This is a genomic window from Pseudomonas syringae pv. tagetis (assembly GCF_022557255.1).
Lineage (GTDB): Bacteria > Pseudomonadota > Gammaproteobacteria > Pseudomonadales > Pseudomonadaceae > Aquipseudomonas > Aquipseudomonas caricapapayae.
In genome coordinates this window covers 2586862-2607332 of record NZ_CP092923.1, presented here as the reverse complement: position 1 = coordinate 2607332, position 20471 = coordinate 2586862, and the positions used below count along the sequence as shown (strand labels likewise).

General features: G+C 57.8%; 18 protein-coding genes and 1 pseudogene. 9 read left to right on the top strand and 10 right to left on the bottom strand.

Going from position 1 to position 20471, the window contains the following annotated elements; genetic code table 11:
• The first annotated feature begins 126 nt into the window (after positions 1-126).
• Positions 127-2103, top strand: a complete 1977-nt coding sequence (locus tag MME58_RS11760) for a DNA topoisomerase III (RefSeq protein ID WP_055005900.1) — start codon at positions 127-129, stop codon at positions 2101-2103.
• Between the two features lie 71 nt (positions 2104-2174).
• Positions 2175-2573 carry a RidA family protein gene (locus tag MME58_RS11755; RefSeq protein ID WP_054985353.1) on the top strand — a complete coding sequence of 133 codons (399 nt, stop codon included), beginning with the start codon at positions 2175-2177 and terminating at the stop codon, positions 2571-2573.
• A gap of 7 nt (positions 2574-2580) precedes the next feature.
• On the opposite strand, the gene MME58_RS11750 is transcribed toward MME58_RS11755, so the two are convergent.
• The 3 genes from MME58_RS11750 to MME58_RS11740 form a co-directional block, all read right to left on the bottom strand.
• Positions 2581-2892, bottom strand: coding sequence for a DUF6482 family protein (locus MME58_RS11750; protein ID WP_054985386.1), 312 nt, complete (start codon positions 2890-2892; stop codon positions 2581-2583).
• Between the two features lie 147 nt (positions 2893-3039).
• Positions 3040-4836 (bottom strand): methyl-accepting chemotaxis protein, encoded by a 1797-nt coding sequence (locus MME58_RS11745; RefSeq protein ID WP_055005901.1) that lies wholly within the window; start codon positions 4834-4836, stop codon positions 3040-3042.
• Positions 4837-5002: 166 nt separating this feature from the next.
• A complete protein-coding gene (locus MME58_RS11740) occupies positions 5003-6616 on the bottom strand; it encodes a methyl-accepting chemotaxis protein (RefSeq protein WP_055005902.1) in 1614 nt (537 codons plus the stop codon).
• A gap of 209 nt (positions 6617-6825) precedes the next feature.
• Here MME58_RS11740 and MME58_RS11735 point away from each other — a divergent pair, with 209 nt between their 5' ends.
• Positions 6826-7770: a DNA/RNA non-specific endonuclease gene (locus tag MME58_RS11735; RefSeq protein WP_055005903.1), complete on the top strand. Its 945-nt coding sequence runs from the start codon at positions 6826-6828 to the stop codon at positions 7768-7770.
• Positions 7771-7840: 70 nt separating this feature from the next.
• On the opposite strand, the gene MME58_RS11730 is transcribed toward MME58_RS11735, so the two are convergent.
• From MME58_RS11730 to MME58_RS11705, 6 genes and pseudogenes are all read right to left on the bottom strand, one after another.
• Positions 7841-8761 (bottom strand): substrate-binding domain-containing protein, encoded by a 921-nt coding sequence (locus MME58_RS11730; RefSeq protein ID WP_055005904.1) that lies wholly within the window; start codon positions 8759-8761, stop codon positions 7841-7843.
• A gap of 17 nt (positions 8762-8778) precedes the next feature.
• On the bottom strand, positions 8779-10764 hold the full coding sequence (locus MME58_RS11725; protein WP_055005905.1) for a methyl-accepting chemotaxis protein: 1986 nt from the start codon (positions 10762-10764) through the stop codon (positions 8779-8781).
• 211 nt (positions 10765-10975) lie between these two features.
• Complete coding sequence (locus tag MME58_RS11720) at positions 10976-11812, bottom strand: DUF1206 domain-containing protein (protein ID WP_055005906.1); 837 nt, start codon at positions 11810-11812, stop codon at positions 10976-10978.
• Between the two features lie 110 nt (positions 11813-11922).
• Positions 11923-13014: an SMP-30/gluconolactonase/LRE family protein gene (locus MME58_RS11715; RefSeq protein ID WP_055005907.1), complete on the bottom strand. Its 1092-nt coding sequence runs from the start codon at positions 13012-13014 to the stop codon at positions 11923-11925.
• Between the two features lie 122 nt (positions 13015-13136).
• Positions 13137-13406 (bottom strand): hypothetical protein, encoded by a 270-nt coding sequence (locus tag MME58_RS11710; RefSeq protein WP_017684954.1) that lies wholly within the window; start codon positions 13404-13406, stop codon positions 13137-13139.
• A 24-nt stretch (positions 13407-13430) separates the two neighbouring features.
• Positions 13431-13625 (bottom strand): annotated as a pseudogene (locus MME58_RS11705) (tlde1 domain-containing protein); the annotation flags it as partial.
• 244 nt (positions 13626-13869) lie between these two features.
• Here MME58_RS11705 and MME58_RS11700 point away from each other — a divergent pair.
• The 4 genes from MME58_RS11700 (at position 13870) to MME58_RS11685 (ending at position 15957) form a co-directional block, all read left to right on the top strand.
• A complete protein-coding gene (locus MME58_RS11700; protein ID WP_054985362.1) occupies positions 13870-14076 on the top strand; it encodes a hypothetical protein in 207 nt (68 codons plus the stop codon).
• The gene (locus MME58_RS11695; RefSeq protein WP_055005908.1) at positions 14042-14413 is read left to right on the top strand and encodes a hypothetical protein; all 372 of its coding nucleotides are present in this window, start codon (positions 14042-14044) and stop codon (positions 14411-14413) included. The genes MME58_RS11700 and MME58_RS11695 overlap by 35 nt, the downstream gene beginning before the upstream one ends.
• Position 14414: 1 nt before the next feature.
• Positions 14415-14597 carry a DUF1289 domain-containing protein gene (locus MME58_RS11690; RefSeq protein ID WP_055005909.1) on the top strand — a complete coding sequence of 61 codons (183 nt, stop codon included), beginning with the start codon at positions 14415-14417 and terminating at the stop codon, positions 14595-14597.
• A gap of 106 nt (positions 14598-14703) precedes the next feature.
• Positions 14704-15957 (top strand): MFS transporter, encoded by a 1254-nt coding sequence (locus MME58_RS11685; protein WP_055005910.1) that lies wholly within the window; start codon positions 14704-14706, stop codon positions 15955-15957.
• Between the two features lie 6 nt (positions 15958-15963).
• On the opposite strand, the gene MME58_RS11680 is transcribed toward MME58_RS11685, so the two are convergent.
• Positions 15964-16713 (bottom strand): carbon-nitrogen hydrolase family protein, encoded by a 750-nt coding sequence (locus MME58_RS11680; RefSeq protein ID WP_055005911.1) that lies wholly within the window; start codon positions 16711-16713, stop codon positions 15964-15966.
• 159 nt (positions 16714-16872) lie between these two features.
• Between MME58_RS11680 and MME58_RS11675 the strand changes: the two genes are divergently transcribed.
• Positions 16873-18174, top strand: a complete 1302-nt coding sequence (locus MME58_RS11675; protein WP_054985367.1) for an Nramp family divalent metal transporter — start codon at positions 16873-16875, stop codon at positions 18172-18174.
• Positions 18175-18355: 181 nt separating this feature from the next.
• Entirely contained in the window at positions 18356-20467 is a 2112-nt protein-coding gene (locus tag MME58_RS11670; protein ID WP_055005912.1) for a TonB-dependent siderophore receptor, read from the top strand.
• The last annotated feature ends 4 nt before the right edge of the window (positions 20468-20471 follow it).

Genomic DNA, 20471 nt, shown 5'->3' with positions numbered 1-20471 from the left:
GGCGTGAGCGTTTCACCCCATGACCGCAACCCCGGACATCTGTATATCCATACAGATAAAACTTGCTCGTAGCGCATTCAACGTTCATCCTTGCAGCCCTTGCACCGGTAATCGACGACGGTAGTCATGCGGCTGTTTCTCTGCGAAAAACCTTCTCAGGCCAAAGATATTGCGGCTGCGCTCGGCGCAACCCGGCGTGGCGATGGCTGCTGGGTAGGCCCCAATGCCACCGTGACCTGGTGCATTGGCCATTTGCTGGAGACAGCCCCGCCCGACGCCTACGATGCGCGTTACAAGCGTTGGGTGCTGGAAGACCTGCCCATCGTTCCGGAAAAGTGGAAGATGCTCGTCAAGCCAAAGACCGCCAGCCAGTTCAAGGCGGTCAAACGGTTGCTGGGCGAAGCCCGGGAACTGGTGATTGCCACCGACGCCGACCGCGAAGGCGAAATGATCGCCCGCGAATTGCTCGACCATTGCCGCTATCGCGGGCCGATTCAGCGTTTGTGGTTGTCGGCACTGGATGACGCCTCCATCCGCAAGGCGCTGGCAGCGCTCAAACCCGGTGCCGACACGTTCAGCCTGTACCACTCGGCATTGGGTCGATCCCGCGCCGACTGGCTGATCGGCATGAACATGAGCCGCCTGTTTACCCTGCTGGGTCGTCAATCGGGTTATCAGGGCGTGCTGCCGGTGGGTCGGGTACAAACCCCGACATTGCGGCTGGTGGTGGACCGTGATCGCAGCATTGCCGACTTCGTACCGGTGCCCTACTGGGCGATTGACGTCAGATTGCTGTCTGACGATCAGGCATTTATCGCTCAATGGCGCGCCCCATCGGACGCCTGTGACGATCAGGATCGCTGCCTGAACCAGCCGCTGGCGCATCATGCTGCCGAAGCGATGCGCAATGCTGCCAGTGCACGACTGATCAAGCTGCGCACCGAGCGGATTCGCGAAGCAGCGCCGCTGCCGTTCGATCTGGGCACTCTGCAGGAAATCTGCTCGAAAAAGCTCGGGCTCGGTGCGCAGGAAACCCTTGATATAGCCCAGTCGCTGTATGAAACCCACAAGGTCATCACTTACCCGCGCAGCGATTGCGGCTACCTGCCAGACAGTCAGCATGGCGAAGCTGCGGGTATCATCGCAGCGCTCTGCAAGGCAGACCCGACGCTGGCCAGCCTGTCACCACACCTTGATCCGCAACGCCGGTCACGGGCCTGGAACGACAGCAAAGTGACTGCTCACCACGGCATCATTCCCACGGCTGCCGTGCGTGGCGTCGAGCGCCTGACCGGCAAACCCCGAGCGGTATACACCCTGATCAGGGCGCGCTATCTGGCCCAGTTTCTGCCCAACCACGAATACGACCGCACACAGGCGGATTTCGACTGCGCGGGCCATCCGCTTCGTGCGGTTGGCAAGCAGATCGTCGAACCCGGCTGGAAGCGGGCCATGCCCGAGGCACTGGCACCGGCCAAGGAGCGCGAAGCACCTGCCCCGCAGCCATTACCTGCGTTGTTTCAGGGTTGTGAGTGTGCTGTTGACGACGTCATCCTCAAAGACCTGTGGACCCAACCCCCCAAACCCTTTACCGAAGGCGACCTGATCAAGGCGATGAAGAACGTCGCCAGGCTGGTGGAGGACCCGCTGCTCAAGCAAAAACTCAAGGACACCACCGGTATCGGCACCGAAGCCACCCGCGCCGGAATCATTCAGGGCCTGCTCGATCGTGGCTACCTGACCCGGCAAGGCAAGGCTCTGTGCGCGACACCGGCAGCGTTCAGTCTTATCGACGCTGTGCCGCGCGCCATCGCCGACCCTGGTACCACGGCGATCTGGGAGCAGGCTCTGGACATGGTACAAAGCGGCGAAATGAGCCTTGAAGCGTTTGTCGCCAAACAGGCGGCATGGATGAGCAAACAGGTCAGCCGCTGCGTCGGCATGCGCATGACCATCAGCGGTCCGGCCAGCCCGGCAGGCGTTGCGCCGCCGTGGAAGAAAAAACGCAAGACTGCAAAGCGCAGTGCCACGTCGTCCGCTGCTGCAGCGGGCACTGCAGCGAAAAAACCGCGACGAACTGCCAAACCCGCCGCCAAAACGTAGGCCGGAGCAACCGCGGGCTCACGAACAAGCAAGTGGCTACACATTCAAGCGTTACAAACAGGTGTTACAACATGTCAGACCGAGAGCTCATCATTCCGCCCACCATGCAATCAATCATGGACCGTGCAGGCTATGCACCCGCCGTCAGGGTGGGCGACACCCTGTACTGCGCCGGGCAGGTGGGACGCACACGAGAAATGGAAGTCATCCTCAACCCGGAGGCGCAGTTCATTGCCTGCTGGGAAAACCTGCGCACGGTATTGGCCGAAGGTGGCTGCACATTCGACGATATAGTCGACATGACCACTTATCATGTCGCCATGAGTGAACACATGGCGGTCTTCCGTGAAGTGAAGAACCGTATCTTCCCGCGTGGCCAGTGTGCCTGGACCTGCATCGGCGTTGCCGAGCTGGCACATCCCGGACTGTTGCTGGAGATCAAGTGCGTTGCAGTCAGGCGCAGCGCCTGACCCGTTATCAAAGGCTGGAACGCAACGGGATCTCGTGCCGCGAAGCTTCTGCCTGAGCACCGTCCAGCCCGACCATTTCGTCGTGGGCCACGGCCTGGGTCATGAACAGCTTTACATCCGATACCGGAGAAAGCACCTTGCGCGCCTCTTCCACCGACGCAAGGTGCAGGGTCTTGCCACTCGAATCTTCCACTGGCACAGACTTGCCGTCCACCAGCGCGTGGAGCACGTATGAGCCGCCCTCCATTGAAATCAGATCGAGTTCGCGAACCGTTTTATCCTTTGCATGTTTTGTCAGGTCTTGAATGTTCAAAGTCACACCTCCGGTAGCGTTCTGAAAATCAGCGCCGTGTAGAAGTGGAGTTTTCATCTGCCTGAACGTTCCGTTATTTCAAATACGTACCGGACAATCAGCGTGAGCCCGCGCCAGGCGCAGGCCCTTATGCTCTGTTGCTTGCCCCACGGCTTATCTGCCCAGCAACAGCGCCGCGTCGAAGCCCATCCGCAAGTTGCCCCAGTGGCGCCCGTCAAAAAAGAACGGTACGTCGATTTCGGTCATGATCTCGCCGGTATCACGCAGGTAGGTCTGCAACAGAAAGCGCTGCTTGTTGCCTGCCGCACGCAAGCCTATCGGGTCGGAGAACATCCGTTTGTTACGACATACCGGCAAGTCGACGGCACGGTCGCCGGTAGGTTTCAGCGACACCCAACTGTTGTTGACCGGACAGTAACCTTTGTTGTCCACGATGAACGTGACTTTGCCGCCCCGGGTGCCCTTGGTGAGTTTGTCGCACTCTTCCTGACAGACTTGTGCGAAGCGCTCTGTGTAACCGGTCATGTATTGCTTGGGATCAGTACCGGGGATCAGCTTGTAGCTCTGATCAAACAGATTGACGCCTTGTTTGTGCAGCTCGGCCAGCCGCACCTGCAGGATATCCCGGCAATGACTCGCACGGGTAATGGCCGCGTCCAGCTCGCCATGTCCCAGTACGAAACGCCCCAGCAATGCCTGAACCTGCTCGGCCACACCCGACAGATCACGGGTTGCTGTGGCGGAGTGCTGCATGCGCTGATCGATGGCCTGACTGTCGGAGTAAATTCGCGTCACCCGCTCGTTGATGCCAGTGTTGGTGGTTGCAAACTGCTGAATATGCGCAGCGATGTCGGCCAATTTGTCATTGGTCGACTCGAAATCGCCGATCATGCTCTCGAAATGACCGGACGCCCGTTCCACCACCTGTTGGGTTTCGCGGGCGCTGTGGCTGATCTGAATGGTCTGCTCGTGGGTGGAGCTGACCTCCTGAAGCATCGCGTCGATGTTCCGGGAGATATCGTCAGTGGCTTTACTGACGTTCTGCGCCAGCGTGCGCACCTCATCCGCCACCACAGCAAACCCTCGACCGCTTTCACCGGCCCGCGCAGCTTCGATGGCCGCATTCAGTGCGAGCAGGTTGGTCTGCGAGGATATCTGCTGGATGAGCCCGACAATCGACTTGATGCTTGATGAACGCTCATTCAACCCGGATACCAGCCCACCGAACTCATTAAGGCTGCTGGATATCTGGCTGATGTTTCCGGTCACTTCCAGCAATTCGGCATAAGAATCGCGCGCCATACTCAGGTTCTGCGCGGTGGTACTCGAAATACCCTGCGTCTGCTGAGAGACGTCCTCGATGCTGCCCACCGCCATATTGCTCTGGTCCATCACCTCTCTGGCGAAACGCGCCTGATCGGTCGCGCTGTCACTGGAATCACTGATGTTTTTCAGCGAGCGTGCCGATTCGACTGCAATCTGCACCGTCAGCGCCTGAATACTGCTGATCACCTCGCGCTGCTTGGCCAGAAAGCGATTGCAGGTGCTGGCCAGCACTCGAATTTCGTCGTGCGTCAGCAATGGCAAGTCCCGGGACAGGTCGCCCTCGCCGTTAGCAATTTCTTCGAGGGCGCGCGTCATGAACATAACCGGACGCACAATCAGATGGCGGAAGTACCAGACCATGAAGCCGACCATCACCAGCGTAAACAGAGTGCTCAGCAGGATGGCATTGCTCAGGACATCAAGCTGGCCCTGAACCTTGCCCAGCACGGCCGCGTCCAGCGACGTGGCGTGCAATTGCTGCATGATGTCGGATCGGATATTCAGCGCCACCCAGTACAGCAGAGCGCTGACCAGAGCCAGCAGAAAAAGGCTTGAGAGCTTTTTGGTCAGTGTGTCGAAAAACTGCATTTCGACTGACTCGTATAAGGCCTTTAACGTCCGCATGCCGCTGCTCCTTGGGGTGAAAATGACGCATCCGCGAGAATTTAATGCTTGCCGGTACCCAGGATTCAAGGGTTTAACCGGCCAATACAGGCCTGTGATGGCTCCGTAGCGATTCGACCGAGGATCGAATGCGCCGGAGAGTACTGCAGGCTGGGGCTATTTGATATCAAAGACGGAAACGATCCACCGATTGCGACAGTTGCCCGGCCATTACCGAAAGTTCGTCGGTGGTGCTGGCAGTCTGGCCAATGACCCGGCTGTTGCCCTCGGACATACTGGCAATCATCTCCACCTGATGAGCGATTTCGTTACTGGCCAGGCTTTGTTCACCAATGGTGCGGGTGATGTCATTGACCAACTGCGTCGTGCTCAACGTGGCTTCCAGGATATCGCTGATTGCACGCTCCACTTCAGCGGTGACGGCCATCCCCTTGTCGACCTGGGCGACGCCTGCTTCCATGCTTGTCACCGCTTCTCGGGTGCTTTGCTGAATGCGCGCGACCATCGTAGTGATTTCCTGGGTGGACGTGCTTGTCCGCCCCGCCAGGCTGCGAACTTCGTCGGCAACCACGGCAAAACCCCGCCCCTGTTCGCCGGCACGGGCAGCTTCGATCGCAGCGTTGAGCGCCAGCAAATTGGTCTGATCGGCAATGCCCTTGATCACCTGAATAATATTGAAAATCCCTTCCGAGTCCTTGTCCAGCGTGCGGATAACCTGTGCCGACAGCTGCGCCGAGCGAGCAATGCTGTCCATGTCACTGACCACCTGATGAATGACCCGCCCCCCGTTTTTGGCCAGTGTCTCGGGCTGACTGGCCATCTCCAGTGCATGCCCGGCGTGCCGGGTGATTTCTTCGATGCTTGCGGTCATCTCGCTGGTCGCTGCCGACATGGTGCCCGCTGCCGAACTCTGCTGGCGACTGCTGTCGGCCACTTCATGGCAGCCGCTGCTGAGCTGGCGACTCATGCCACTGACGCCATGTGCATTGCTGCGCACGACTTCAATCATGCCGCGCAAGTCACGCTGCATCACCGCCAGGCTACGAATCAGCATGCTTGCCTCGTCACGGCCGCGAGGCTCGGCGATAGGCTCACCAAGATTGCCGTGGGCGATGCTGTCGGCAATGCGGCTGGCAGAGGCAAGCGGAATCATGATACTGCGGGTTACCCATTGGCCCTGGATCAGGAGCAGCAAAATGCTCGCCACCAGCACCACGACAAGGGCGATATTGGCACTGCGTATCGCTTGCCGGGACGCCTCGCCGCTTGCCTTGAAGTTGTCTTCGATCAGTTCGCTGAGACTGGACATCTGTTCTTCAAGCTGAGTGAAGGCGCTGCTGAATGTGCCCAGTCCTTGTTGCGCTTGCTCGGGATTATCCAGCGCCAGGCCGACGATACGTTCGCCACTGGCAATGTAGGTATCGAGGCTCGGCTTGATCCTGTTCAATTCCGCCTTTATGTCATCCGTAACGGGTAGTTTGAGGTTATCACCGAGCACGGCACGAAAATGCGCGGCGTGTTCATCAATGGATTTCTGTACTTCATCACGCGTGCTATCGCTCTTGCCCAGCCCGACCAGCATTGCCGACAACACATCCGCACGCAGCGCATCGTGCATCATGTCGGCCTCCAGATGATTGCGCAGCGCGGCCATGCTCACCTCGCTGTCGATCATCGCCGCTTCCGTCCTGGTATTACCCACATAATTGACCAGACTGATGATCAGAACTGTCAGCACGCTGGTGCCAATCAACAACAATAGACGTAGCTTTATCGACATCCTGATGTCCTCTGCGATCAATGAGATAACGCGAGCTGCGGAATGCTCTTATTCAGAGCTTATCGACGCCATTGGCCTGTTACTTGAACCTGTTTGCAGTTTTTTACTGCGCCATGGTCAGCGAGCGATCGTTTATCGGACCTGACGTCGACCTGTAACGCGGCTATGGTGAACTGTATGAACTCAAGCCCATCCCAGGAGCCAGTAAAGTGCCCGACAAGAAGCCCGCTATCGATCTAGCCTACCGACCACGCCTGGCCGACCTCAAGCCTCTGGTTCCATCGGCAGAACTGCTTGCACCGCAGCCCCTTGCATCGCCGCGTACTACGCCGGCGAGCGAATTGCAGAAGCGTAAAGGGTATGTCGAGAGTTTCCTCGGTGACTTCGTCGTACCATGGCCCTCAGCCGACGCAGAACTGGCGACTGATGTGTATCCGCTGGACAACGCCGGTAATCGTCTCGATTACACGCATTTTTCAATCACCATGTCGCGCAGTCGGCGTCTGGCGCTGTATGTCGGTGTCAATATCGATGGTTCCAGCAGTGTCGAAGTCAAGCGTAGCAAGGATTCATGGTCGTTTGATGGCAGACTGCCCGCAGAGGCGCAGATCGGTGAGAGCCTGTATGCCGACAACCTGCTGGATCGGGGCCATCTGGTCAGGCGTCAGGACCCTAACTGGGGCAAGGAAGCCGAAACAGCCAACAGCGATACCTTTCACTTCACCAACTGCTCGCCGCAAATGGCCGCATTCAACCAGAAGACCTGGCTGGAACTTGAGGACTACATCCTCGAGAACACGCGTCGCTGGAAATCCCGGGTAACCGTTTTCAGCGGCCCGGTGCTGCGCGATGACGACCGCAGCTACCGGAACGTCAAAATCCCTTCCGCCTTCTGGAAAGTCGTGGCATTTCTTGGTGACGACGGCAAGCCTTCGGCCAGCGCGTACATGATCGACCAGAGCCGTGAGCTGGGTAAGCTGGAGATCATATTCGGTCCGCTCAGGACCTGGCAGCGCAGCGTCCTGCAGATCGAACAGCTTACCGGCATACGCTTCGGCGACCTGGCCAGCTACGACGGCTTTTCCAACGAAGAACGCCTGACCGGCACACGCATCGAGGCACAGATCCGCGGTCCGCATGATATCCGGGTCTAGGTTACGCGCCTGTCGGGAAACGACCGTGGACGCTCGCCGACCCGGGTGTAGCGATAACAGCGTCTGCGCCCTATTCGAACTGCTGGCGATTCTCCGGGGTGATGAGTTTGAAGGGTACCCAGATAACCGGAGACTCCAGGGTCTCGCCGCGTGCCATGCGCAACGCGGCGTCTACCGCGCCGTTGGCCTGGCCGACGGCGTCCTGAAACACGCTCACTGCCATTTTGCCTTCGGCCATCAATTTCAGACCGTCCGGGGTGCCGTCGATACCGCCAACAAGGTAATCCCTGGCATTCTTCCCGGCTTTTTCCAGGCCCATGATCGCGCCAATTGCCATTTCGTCGTTGTTGGCGGCGATGATAGAGAAGTCCACGCCCTGTTTGACCCAGTCGATGACAATGGACGCGGCCTGACTGCGTTCCCAGTTGCCGATTTTCTTCTGTACAACCTTCATGTTCGGGTACTTGGCAACCACCTTTTCCACGTCCTCGGTGCGCATGACCGATGATTTGTTGCTCGGGTCGCCCACCAGAATCACCACGTTGCCCTTGTAATCGGCACGGCGAGCCAGTTCTTCCATTTGCAACGTGCCGGACTCCAGTTCATCAGAGCCTACGAACGCCGTCAGCGCAGGCCATTTGGCAGGTTCAGGATTGCGGTTGACGAATACCAGCGCAACCTTGGCCTCATTGGCCAGGCGCATCATTTCCGGCGCACTTTTGCCATTCACCATCGCGACCACGATGGCATCGACTTTTGAATTGACCAGATTGCGAAACTGACGCATCTGCAGCTCTACATCGTCCTGGCCGTTCTCCATGAAAAGGTCGGCATTCAGCAGCGCCACTTGCTTCTCGACGCCGTGGCGCAGGATGGTTTGAAAATTGTCGTTGTACTTGGCCATGCCCACGCCGATCAGAGGCGTCTCGGCCTGCGCCAGACCAGCGACCAGCAGGCTTGCACTCAGGGAAATCGATAACCACTGTTTCATGTTCTGACTCCCGGGCGTTAAACGCTGAAATGATGGAGCAGCTCGCGCTGATCCCTGGCCATTTTCGACAGGTCCTGACTGCTGCTCGCAGACTGTTCGGCACCGTCTGCGGCCTGCTGGGCAGAATCGTTGATGTGCGTGACCATGCGACTGGTTTCCTGCACCGTTGCGCTTTGCTGCTCTGTGGCGGCAGCGATCTGGATATTCATGTCGCGAATCGTATCCACCGCTTCACCCATTTCCACCAGCAACTGGTCGGCACCGGAAGCCAGCGTCACGCAGTGGCTGGACTGGATCTGGCTTTCGTTCATCACCTGCACGGCCGAGTGGATCTTGTTTTGCATCTGGCCGATCATTTCCTGGATCTCGCTGGTTGAGGTCTGGGTACGGCTGGCCAGCGAGCGCACCTCATCGGCCACCACCGCAAAACCCCGGCCCTGCTCGCCTGCACGCGCCGCTTCGATGGCCGCGTTAAGCGCCAGCAGGTTGGTCTGCTCGGCAATGGTGCGAATGGCATCGACAATGCCGTCAATGTTTTGCCCGTATTTCTGCAGCTCGTCGGTCACCGCAGACGCCTTGTTGACCTGTTCGGCCTGCTGGCGGATGTTGACGATGGTTTCAGCCACGCGCTTCTGAACCTTGTCAGTCAGTTCACTGGTGCTGTCCACCGCGCTGCGTGTGTCCTGAGCCCGACGGGCGACTTCTTCCACGGTACTTTCCATTTCAGTCATGGCCGACGCAGCAGAGTTGAGCCGGTCTTTCTGCTCGTCTACCACGCGGGTGGTCTGTTCACTGATCTGCGCGTTCTGGCTGGCAGTCAGCGCCAGGGTATCGGCGGAGCCGATCAACTGGCGAAACGTCTGTTGCAGCGACTGAGTGAATTCATTGAGATAGCCGCCCAGCTCACCGAATTCGTCACGACGGCTGACATCGAAACGCACGCGCATGTCGCCACTGGTCAAGGTCTTGAGTACCTCGCGAAACGCCGCCAGTGGACGCCGCAGACTGAACGCGACCCAGGTACCGATGACTGCCGCAGCGGTCACGGCCAGGAGGCAGGCGATCAGCAGCAGGCTGAGGCTGGTGGCGATGGTCGAATCCGCCCCTGCCTTGGCCTCGCTGGCCACTGCAAGTGACTGATTGCCGAACTCGCCGATCTTGTCCAGGGTTGCTTGAAGACGTGTTTCTGCCGCCTGGCGCTGTTTGCCAACTTGCTCGGCGAGCGCCGCCTCCTGCTTGTAGGCCTGATAGACGCCATCGCTGCCGGTAAGGTCGTTGAGCAGGCGGTTGACCATCACGCCGGCGATACGGCCACCGCGAGGATCCACCGCCGTGAGCTCCTGCGCCCGGGTGCTTATGACTTCATCCTGCAGGTTGAGCACACGCTGCAACGTCTGGATATCCGGCGTTGCCGCATGGGCAGCAAGGCCTTCATAGGATTTACCGACTTCCAGCAGCAATTTTTCCCCCGCCGCCACGTTGTCAGACGAACCCGCGCTGCGCTCGCGGGCAATGTAGTCACGCAGATAGCCTGTCAATTGTGCGCCCTGGCTGCTGCTGTAGCCCTGCAATACCCGGCTCTGGAGCACCTGCAACACATGTTGTCGATGACTGGCAATCAGGCTCTGTGCCTGCTCGGCGTAGGCAGCGCTCAACTGACGCTGCTGATTAAGGTTGTCGCGCAGTTCGGCACGGTCGCCGATATAGGCAGGCGTGCTATCCAGCAACTGATTGAAGCGGGCCATGCTGTCGTTGAAGGGCTGTTTGCCATCGTCAATCTGCCTGGGGTCATTGCTGACCAGAATCCCGAGCAATGCCTGGTTGGCACGTAGCACATGGACGTAAAGCTCGCTCGCCGCCCTGCTCAAGGGGGCCGACTGCCCGGTGATGATGCTGATCCGGTCGCTTATGGAATGCGTGCTTTGATAGCTGATACCTGCCATGGCGAGCAACAGTACAACCAGCACAGCAAACCCACCGATCACTCGCTGAAGAATGGTCATGGCTATCCTCTTTTATTTTTATTGCGTCGTATCTGATCCGGACCTGCGCAAAGCACGTCAGTCCGGAAAATGATCGGAGCTCAAAAGAGAATGTCGGCCGGGCCGGGGGCGACTTGAGGCAGTGTTCACACTATCTTTACCGGCCGGGGTCAATAAAAGAGGACTGCATGACCTGACGAGTCATGCAGTCCTTCAGACCTGCGCCTGGTAATCAGCGGAAATGACGTGCGACGGCCTCCGGTGCATCAGGCACATCCATGTTGATCTTCCGCCAGGCGGCCTCGGCGAAGCTGTACACCGAAAACGCAATCAGACCCAGCGCCACGATCAGCAGCACCAGCCCACCGGCAGGCAGATCCTGCAAACCGTTGAGCGCGTCTTTCATGCCTGGCGGATGCATGGCCTGATAACTGGAACCGCTTACGGCCAGCAACACCGCTACTTCGATGAATGCCACGCCGCGGGCGATCAGGCCGAAACGTGATACCGGACGCACGTACTTCATGACGTCTTCATCGGCCTCGAAATACTTCTCGAACGACGCCTTATAGCCCTTGATGATGTGCACAATGCCCAGGCCTAGGGGCACCAGTGCCACCACGTAGACCAGCAGATTGGAGTGATCCCAGGACAGAATGGTGGCCAACAGGTCCTTCGCCTGACCGCCACCCGATGAGCTTCCGGAGCTCTTGAACCCACTGACCAGCAGCCCCAGCGCAAAAAAAGCCAATGCCCCGTAAGTAAAACCGCCCACCAACAGGCCTCCTCGGATCACCAGGCCTTTGAATTCCCGGCCATGATGATCGACGTCCCGCGTAGCCTGCAGCACACGCCATGCAGCGAACGCCAGCAGGCCGACAATCACCACCCCCACCAGAACAATGCCGAATGGCTGGCTCAACAAGGCTTCAAGGCTGCTGTGGCTGTCGGCAGGCTGCGATGAACCCTGCGCCGCCAATACAGCGAACAGACCGATAATCAGATAAACAACACCACGGGCGGCATAACCGCCTCGTGCAAGTAGAACAAGGCCGCGTTGCGCCGACATAAATAACTATCCCTGAAAGTAATTACAGGAACAGACCCGACATGTCCGCAGGGGTTCGACCCGATTGACGGCGCGTGATGTCGTGCGCCGCCGATGCGGCTGATGCCTCTTCAGGCAAACGTTGCACCTCGCGCGTTCACAAACACTGAGTACAGCGAATGGCTGCTGGCCATGAATAAACGATTGCCCTCTCGCCCGCCGAAGCAGATGTTGGCGCAGCGTTCGGGCAGGCTGATGTGGCCGATGGCTTTACCCTGCGGGTTGAATATCCGCACTCCGTCGAGTTTCTCCAAGTCGGCCTTCGGGTTGCCGTTGCCACCCCAGCCACACCAAAGGTTGCCGCTCTCGTCGCATTTGATGCCGTCGATAGCCGCGTATTCCAGACCTTCGACGTGCTTGCGACGCTCCCCAAGCGAGCCGTCCTCATTGACCGCTACGGCCCAGATGAGCCCAGTGGGCTTAGCGCGCCCTTCGACCACGTACAGGGTTTTCTCGTCCGGCGAAAAACACAGGCCGTTCGGACCTGCCATGTCATCGATGACCCGACTGACCTTGCCGTTCTCAGGATCAATTCGATAGACCCCGAACGGCTGCTCCTGCTTGACCTTGCGGCCTTCATAGTCGCTGTTGGCTTGAAAAGTCGGGTCGGTGAACCAGATCGAACCGTCACGCTTGCAGACGATGTCGTTGGGGGAGTTGAAAGGCTTGCCGTCGAAGCTGTCGGCCAGCACGGTAATGCGTCCGTTGTACTCGGTACGTGTCACCCGCCGCCCTTCGCTGGTCGTGCTCGAACCCTCACAAACCAGCAACCGGCCCTGACGGTCGCGGCACATGCCATTGGAAAAATTGGAGTGCTCGCGGTACACAGACAGCGCCCCCGTCACCTCATCCCAGCGCATGATGCGGTTATTGGCGATATCACTGACCAGCAGATAACGACCATCCCCCACCCATACCGGCCCCTCGGCCCAGCGCATGCCAGTGGCGAGCTTTTCAACGCTGGCATTGAAGATGCGTATGTCCAGAAAACTGTCATCCAGCACACCCACCAGCGGGTCGGGATAACGCTGGGTCAACGGCTCGGCAATAGACAGGCGCGGCAGAGAGCCAATGGCCGCGACCGTTGCCGAAACAGCCAACGACTTTTTCAAAAAGCTCCGACGGCTCTGGTCTGCGGTGGTGGATGGGGGTGAGAAATCCATGATGCGTCTCCTTGTTGTTATTTTTGGAATGGCGCCCGCCTCGCGGCCGCAAGGCATCCTACAAGATATCTCCAGTCAAGTCGGGGCTCTGACAACCCTCCTGCTCTCATGCTCTGTGTTTATTACCGTACTGCTCTGAATCTACAGAGAGTTTTAGCCGCACCCCATACAATAAACGTTGATGGCACCAGCATCACCAATACCATTATGGCAAGAAGCATGAACTCTCCATCCTCTCCGCCGATTATGCCCAAGGCATTTGCAGCCGAAACATACATATCGAGGCCTGTTTCAGTTTGAAGCAGCCAGCCCATCAGGCCTAACGCGACAAGCCATTTAGTTAGCAGCGCAGCCAATACTAAAATTAGTGCGCCCTTCGTGATGAGTTTCATTATTTTTTCATTTAGATCTCTTCACTATTCACTAAAAGCAGAAACATCTATTACGCCGTAGTACTTCAGATTCGTCCCCGGAAGAATTCCGCCGTGTTGACTGCGAAGAAATTTTTTAAGCTCATCGAATCCAATCTGAGAGTTAAGAGTGATACGGCCTTGGCTTATGCCACGCGGCCCAACGGGATGGAGCCTAAACGCGCCTCGCCTTATATTGTCTCGATCCACTCTTTAAATATCGCATCAAGAGATTCGCCTGGAATGCCCTCAATCTGCATATAAGTGTCAAACGCCACAGTACAACCCCCTATCTAAAACTGAGAAAAATCTATATTAACTGAGCTTTTTACTTCTGAAAACCACTTATTAATCGCGCCAGACTCGCAAGCATTCACTCATAAATTGCAAGACTACATTAGCATCCTCGCCAAAACCATCATCTTTATCTGAAGATGATGAAAGAATGATCGTCAAAAAAAGTTTAAATACAAACATCTTTTTTCGTGCCGCGCGCGAACTGGTTAAGTCACCTGTCATCGCGGTATCCAAAAAAATCATGATTGCTCAGTACTGCGAAGCTGCCAACAATTCAGGTATCGTGCGCAGCCATCCCCTTTACTGCCCGAGCACACCAGATGCCCTCAAGCAAACGCGAGCAGGCCCGCACTGAGCGTCAGCTTGTTACATCGCTGACGCAAGCCTGTGAAACCGCGAAGTCTGAAATGCCCGGTTTTTGCTGGCTGACTCACGACGTCAATTACGCAGCCTTCCCGGCGAGCCTGGAGGTGGTCTGGGTGTTCGATACGCTGGCCAACAGGCATGCTGCACTGGCGGGCGGGCTGGATGGGCGGATGATCGAGTTGACCGCAGCGGCGCTTGAAGAGGCGCAGGTCAGTGTGTCGAGCGTCTCGGCCCATGTGCATGTCGACTGTGAAGAGCAATGCCGCCTGGAGAACGGCGGCGACTGGCAGCAACGTATCAAACGCAAATACGCCCGACGAGGTTGATATGGCCAAGGACATCGAAAACCCGTGCATTTCGGTCTGCCAGCTCAGTGGCGACCTGTGCATCAGTTGTGGCCGCACCAAGGATGACATTCGCAAATGGAAGCGCATGAAGCGGCCGGAGAAGATGGCCGCTGTGCAACGAGCGGCACAGCGCATGAAGAGCCTGCAAAAGAAGAGCGGGTGAACCTGCAATTTTCATGTTCGGTGCGGAAACTTCTGCAAAACGGCTTGGGTCAGTATTAGCCGTGACTCAGCTACCTGGAGTCTGACGAATTACGGGAATCCCGCTCTTGGCCATTCATGCAGATCGCCGCAACACCCTTTCGCTAGATAGCCTGAATTTTTTTCTCGCCGATGTGCGTGACGGGCTGGGGCCTTATCTGGCGATTTATCTACTCGCCGTGCATAAATGGGACCCGGCCAGCATTGGTGTAGTCATGACAATCGCCGGTATTGCCGGGCTGCTGACACAAACGCCAGCGGGCGCGCTGATCGATCGCACGCCCTACAAACGCGCCATGATCGGTGTGGCGGCCTTGCTGGTCACGCTGAGTTGCTTGATCCTGCCCTTCACGTCATCCTTCTCAATCGTGGCCCTGACTCAGGCATTGAGCAGCATTGCGGCCTCGGTGTTCGCACCCGCCATTGCTGCGATTTCACTGGGCATAACCGGGCCGAAGGCGTTTACCCGCCGTACCGGGCGCAATGAAACATTCAATCATGCCGGTAACGCCTGCGCGGCCCTGCTGGCCGGCGGCTTCGCCTATCTCTTCGGCCCTATTGCAGTGTTCTATCTGATGGCCGCGATGGCGCTGGCGAGCGTTGTTGCAATCAGCTTCGTGTCTGCAGATGCGATTGATCACGACGTCGCTCGGGGCTTCGATGCCAATCACGCTTCGCAGGGCAGCCAGCCTTCCGGGCTCTCCGCACTGTTGAGCAACAAGCCGTTGCTGCTGTTTGGCATCTGTTGCGCGCTGTTCCATCTGGCCAATGCCGCCATGTTGCCGCTGGTCAGCCAGAAACTCTCGCAAATCAATATGCAGATGGCCACGCCTCTGACTTCGGCATGTATCGTCGCCGCCCAATTGGTGATGGTTCCGGCAGCACTGCTGGTAGGCATGAAAGCCGATGCGTGGGGACGCAAGCCGCTATTGCTGGCCGGTTTTCTGATCCTGCCGATTCGGGGCGTGCTTTATACCCTGTCCGATGATCCGTATTGGCTGGTGGCGGTGCAGATGCTCGATGGCATCGGCGCAGGCCTGTTCGGTGCGCTGTTTCCATTGATGGTCAAGGACCTCACTCAAGGCAGCGGACGTTTCAACGTGAGCCTGGGTGCCTTGTCCACCCTGTTCGGGCTGGGCGCGGCGCTGAGTAACAGCCTGGCTGGTTTTGTGGTACACGCAGCAGGCTACGGTGCTGCGTTCCTCACCCTTGCGGGCGTGGCGGCGGTGGCGTTCTGTCTATTGTGGCTGGCGGTTCCGGAGACGCTTTCGCGTTCGCAGAATGAACCTGAGTTCAAACAGGATCATGCAGTAAGTACATGAAGCAGGTTATTTCAGCGTGGTCGCGCTGACCTGCCAGCCACTGTGCCGACGGGTCGCCACCACCAGTCCGTTGCCTGCGCCCTGCATCCCGCCAACCCACCGGCCCGCCTCGTCCCATAGACCGCTGCGCCCTGCCGATTGCCAGCCACCCGTGGGTCCGCCGTGGTTGGCCATCAGCACCGGTAACGTATGACGTCGGGCACGTCCCGCGAGCAGCCTGGCATCATGCTCATAGCCAGCTGGCGAAATCAGCACGCTTGCGGCGTACACCCCGGCACCGCTTTCAGCCATACGTCGCGCATGCTCGGGGTGAGTGAAATCGGCACAGATGCACAAACCGATCCGTTGCTGATCGAGTGCCAGAAGGCAGTCTCTGTGCCCGGCACTGAATACTGCGTCCTCGCCAGGATGAAGATATTGCTTGGCATAAGGGATGACATCACCCTGAGCGGTGAAGGTCAGTGCGCCGATCAGGACACTGTCATCCGGCTGTCTGAGCGGAATACCGAGGGTAGTCGTCAATCGCAGTATCTCAGCCAGGGCCATGATCGGTTGCAGGCGTGCGTCGTCCGGGCTTAACGCCAGCTCGCGAGCCAGATTCGGTTCGTAGCCTGTCAGGGACAGTTCTGGAAACAGCAGGTAATTCGCGCCCAGATCAGCGGCACGCTGCATGAATGCAAGGTGTCCGGCGAGGTTGCGCTGAACATCTCCCTTTGCAGAGCAGAACTGGGCAACAGCAAGTATTGGAAACTCCATCAGCACTCCAGAACAAACAGGCAGACCGAGGTCTGGTATTCGCTGACCTCTCCCCGTTCACACATAGTTACATTTTCACTCACCACCAATGTTGTACGACGTCTTATCTTAGTTGGCAGTGAATGACATCTCATTACAATAAAAACGGAGATTCAACGCATGCCTCATACCCCGTCCCTCAAAGAAGCCGCTGCGCCCGCAGCAGAACCTCGTCTGAAAAAGCTCGCCAAGCTGCTGGGCCCCGGCATTATTGCCGTATTGTCCTGGCTGGGCGCGGGCGACCTCATTACATCGTCCGTGGCAGGTGCCAGTTATGGCTACGCGATGATGTGGGTACTGGCGATTTCGCTGCTGCTCAGGTTTCTGATTGTCAACATCATTGCCCGCTTCCAGCTCTGCAACAACCAGGGCATGACCATCCTGCAGGGTTATGCGCAACTGCATCCACTCTTCGCCTGGTTCATGCTCGGCTATGCGTTGTTGATGGGTCATCTGATCAACGCCTACATGATCAAGGGTGCTGGCGAAGCGCTCGCCATGCTGCTGCACATCAATCAGCCGCTGCTCTGCTCTGCCGCAGTGGTCATTGCGGTGTGGCTGCTGGTGGGACGCAATATCTACGCGATGATCGAAGGCGTCATGAAGATACTGCTGGCAATCATGACCCTGGCGTTTCTGACTCTGGCGATCATGTCTGGCCCGGATGTTACCGGCATCATCAAGGGCACTATCGGTTTCAGCATCCCGCCCGACGAAGGCGTGCACGGCGCGCTGCTGGTGGCCGTTTCGGTGATCGGGGCCGTGGCAGGCTCCATCGCCAACTTCGTCCACCCTTACGTCATGCGTGAAAAGGGCTGGACCGGCCCCGAGCACAAGCGTATTCAGCGTAACGATCTGCTGTTTGCCGTGATCGTCGGCATTATCATCAATCTGGCCATCTGGGTCGTGGGCGTCGAAATCCTCAGGCCCAACGGCATTCAGGTCAATACCCTGGCCGATCTGGGCAAGGCACTGGAGATATTCTTCGGCCCGCTGGGCTGGTACATCTTTTTCATCGGTGTGTTCGCCACGCTGTTTGCCAGTATTTCCGGAAAAACCACAGCCTTTCCGATGCTGATCACCGATGCTTTCCAGCACATTCGCCCAAAGCGTCGCGAACGCTATGGCAAGGTGTTCCACAACGACCCGATGCATAAATGGTTCATGCTGTTCATTCTGGTCACCCCGCTGATCTGGTCGCTGCCCGGCATGCCGGACTTCGTGACCCTGACACTGGGCGTCAACGCGTTGAACATCGTCGGGCTGCCGGTTATCTCGCTGGGGCTGCTGATCATGTCCAACCAGAAATCGCTGCTGAACAAGGAATACCGCAACAACTGGTTCGAAAACATCGCGCTGACCTTCGCTACCGGACTGGCCTTGTGGGTGGCGTTTCAACTCGGAACGGAATTGCTCGCATAGCCAGGAAGGGCCCATTTCCGTTCAGGTAATGGGCTCTTCACGATGCCTGCCTTTCACTCTCCCGCACAGAAAGGACCGGCTACCTGATCACGGACACAACTGTTACATCTCGCCGCCAACAAACAGAAATAATTCTCAATGGAGATGTTATATTGTATCTATTATCATCAGGAAGTCTCATATGTCGTCTCGTAGAATCGCGTCTCTGGCAGGCTTTGCAATCGGGGTCATTGGCAATGCCGGCTACGCGGAAGAACATCCGTACACCCTTGAACTGGAAAACATCAACGTAAACTCCGACTATCAGTACGAGACGGCTACGAGCCCGGTCCAGGGCTATCGTGCGACGCGCTCGGCCACCGCTACAAAAACCGATACCGCGATCAGGGATATTCCGCAGTCAATCAGCGTGGTGCCTGCCTCGGTGCTCAAGGATCTGGGCAGCAACAGCGTCGAGCGTGCGCTGGAGTTTGCCGGAGGCGTGTCGAAGCAGAACAACTTCGGCGGTCTGACGCTCTACGAATACAGCATCCGCGGCTTCACCACTTCCGAATTCTACAAGGACGGCTTCAGCGCCAATCGTGGCTACCCGACCACACCGGATGCCGCCAACATCGAGCGTATCGAAGTGCTCAAAGGCCCCGCTGCCAGTCTGTACGGCCGTGGCGATCCAGGCGGAACCGTCAATATCGTCACCAAAAAACCCCAGCGTGACGCATTCACGACCTTGCAGACCAGCGCGGGCAGTTGGGACCGTTATCGCACCGCACTGGATGTCAATGCGCCGCTGGATGAAGAAGGCAAACTGCTGTCCCGAGTGAATCTGGCCGTCGAAGACAACAACAGCTTTCGTGATCATGTAGAGAGCAAACGGGTGTTTGTGGCCCCGTCATTCAGCTGGCAGTTGAATCCAGAGACAAGTCTGTTGGTGGAAACCGAGTTCGTGCGCCACACATCGACGTTTGACCGAGGCGTAGTTGCCCCCAACAACAAGTGGAGCGGCGTGTCGCGCTCGACCTTTCTGGGCGAGCCGGATGACGACATCGATAACGACAACAACAGGGTCCAGTTCGCGCTCGACCATCAGCTCAATGACGTGTGGTCGCTGCGCCTGGCCAGCCATTACAAGCAGGGTGAGATGTCGGGCTTTGCCAGTGAGGCGCGTCCGCTGAATGCGGATGGGCGCACCGTCAATCGTCGTTACCGGGAGCGCGACAACAATTGGCATGACAGCATCACCCAGCTGGAATTGCGCGGCCAGTTCGATGCAGTCGGTCTGCAACACGATGTGCTGATCGGCACTGAATACGAGAACTACCGCAAGAACGAGCGCGTTACCACGATTGCAGGCGGTCCTTACGCCATCGACATCTACAGCCCGGTGTATGGCCAACCGAAACCCGACGGCGCACGCTCCGGTACTGACTTTTACGAGCACATTGAAAGCCGTGCGCTTAACCTGCAGGACCAGATTGTCTTTACCGACAAGTTGCGCGGGATGATCGGCGCGCGCTACGAACACTTCGATCAACAGATCGATGATTTCACCACCAACGCCACCTCCGGGCAGCGCCAGGACGCTTTCACCCAGCGCGCCGGGCTGCTTTATCAGCTCACACCGCAGGTTGGCCTCTTCGCCAACGCATCCACCTCGTTCAAGCCGAACAATGGCCTGGACGCCGCGGGCAAAACCTTCGACCCGGAAGAAGGCGTCGGTTACGAAATCGGGATCAAGAGCGAGCTGTTCGACGACCGTCTGAGCACCACCCTCGCCGCCTTCCATATCGAAAAGGAAAATGTTCTGGCGCTGGATCCGGGCACCGACACCAATCGCGCGATGGGCAAGGCTCGCAGCCAGGGCCTGGATCTGCAATTGACTGGACAGGTCAGCGAAGCCATTCGCGTGATCGGTGCGTTCGCCTATATCGATGCCGAAGTGACCAAAGGCGACCGAACCATCCCGGCAGGCAGTCGCATTCTTGGTGTCGCTGAACACAGCGGCAGCCTGCTGAGCGTCTATGAATTTCAGGAAGGCGTGCTACGCGGCTCGGACGTGGGTGCTGCATATACCTACGTCGGTGACCGCTCCGGTCAGTCAGGAACTGATTTCGAGCTGCCCGCCTACCAGACTGTCGACCTGCTGGCCCACTACAAAGTCAGCGATAACGTCACCGTGGGCTTGAACCTGAACAACATTTTCGACGAAAAATACTACGAGCGCTCTTACAGCAACTACTGGGTCGCGCCTGGCGAACCGCGCAATTTCACGGTCAGCCTGACACTCGGCCTCTGATGTC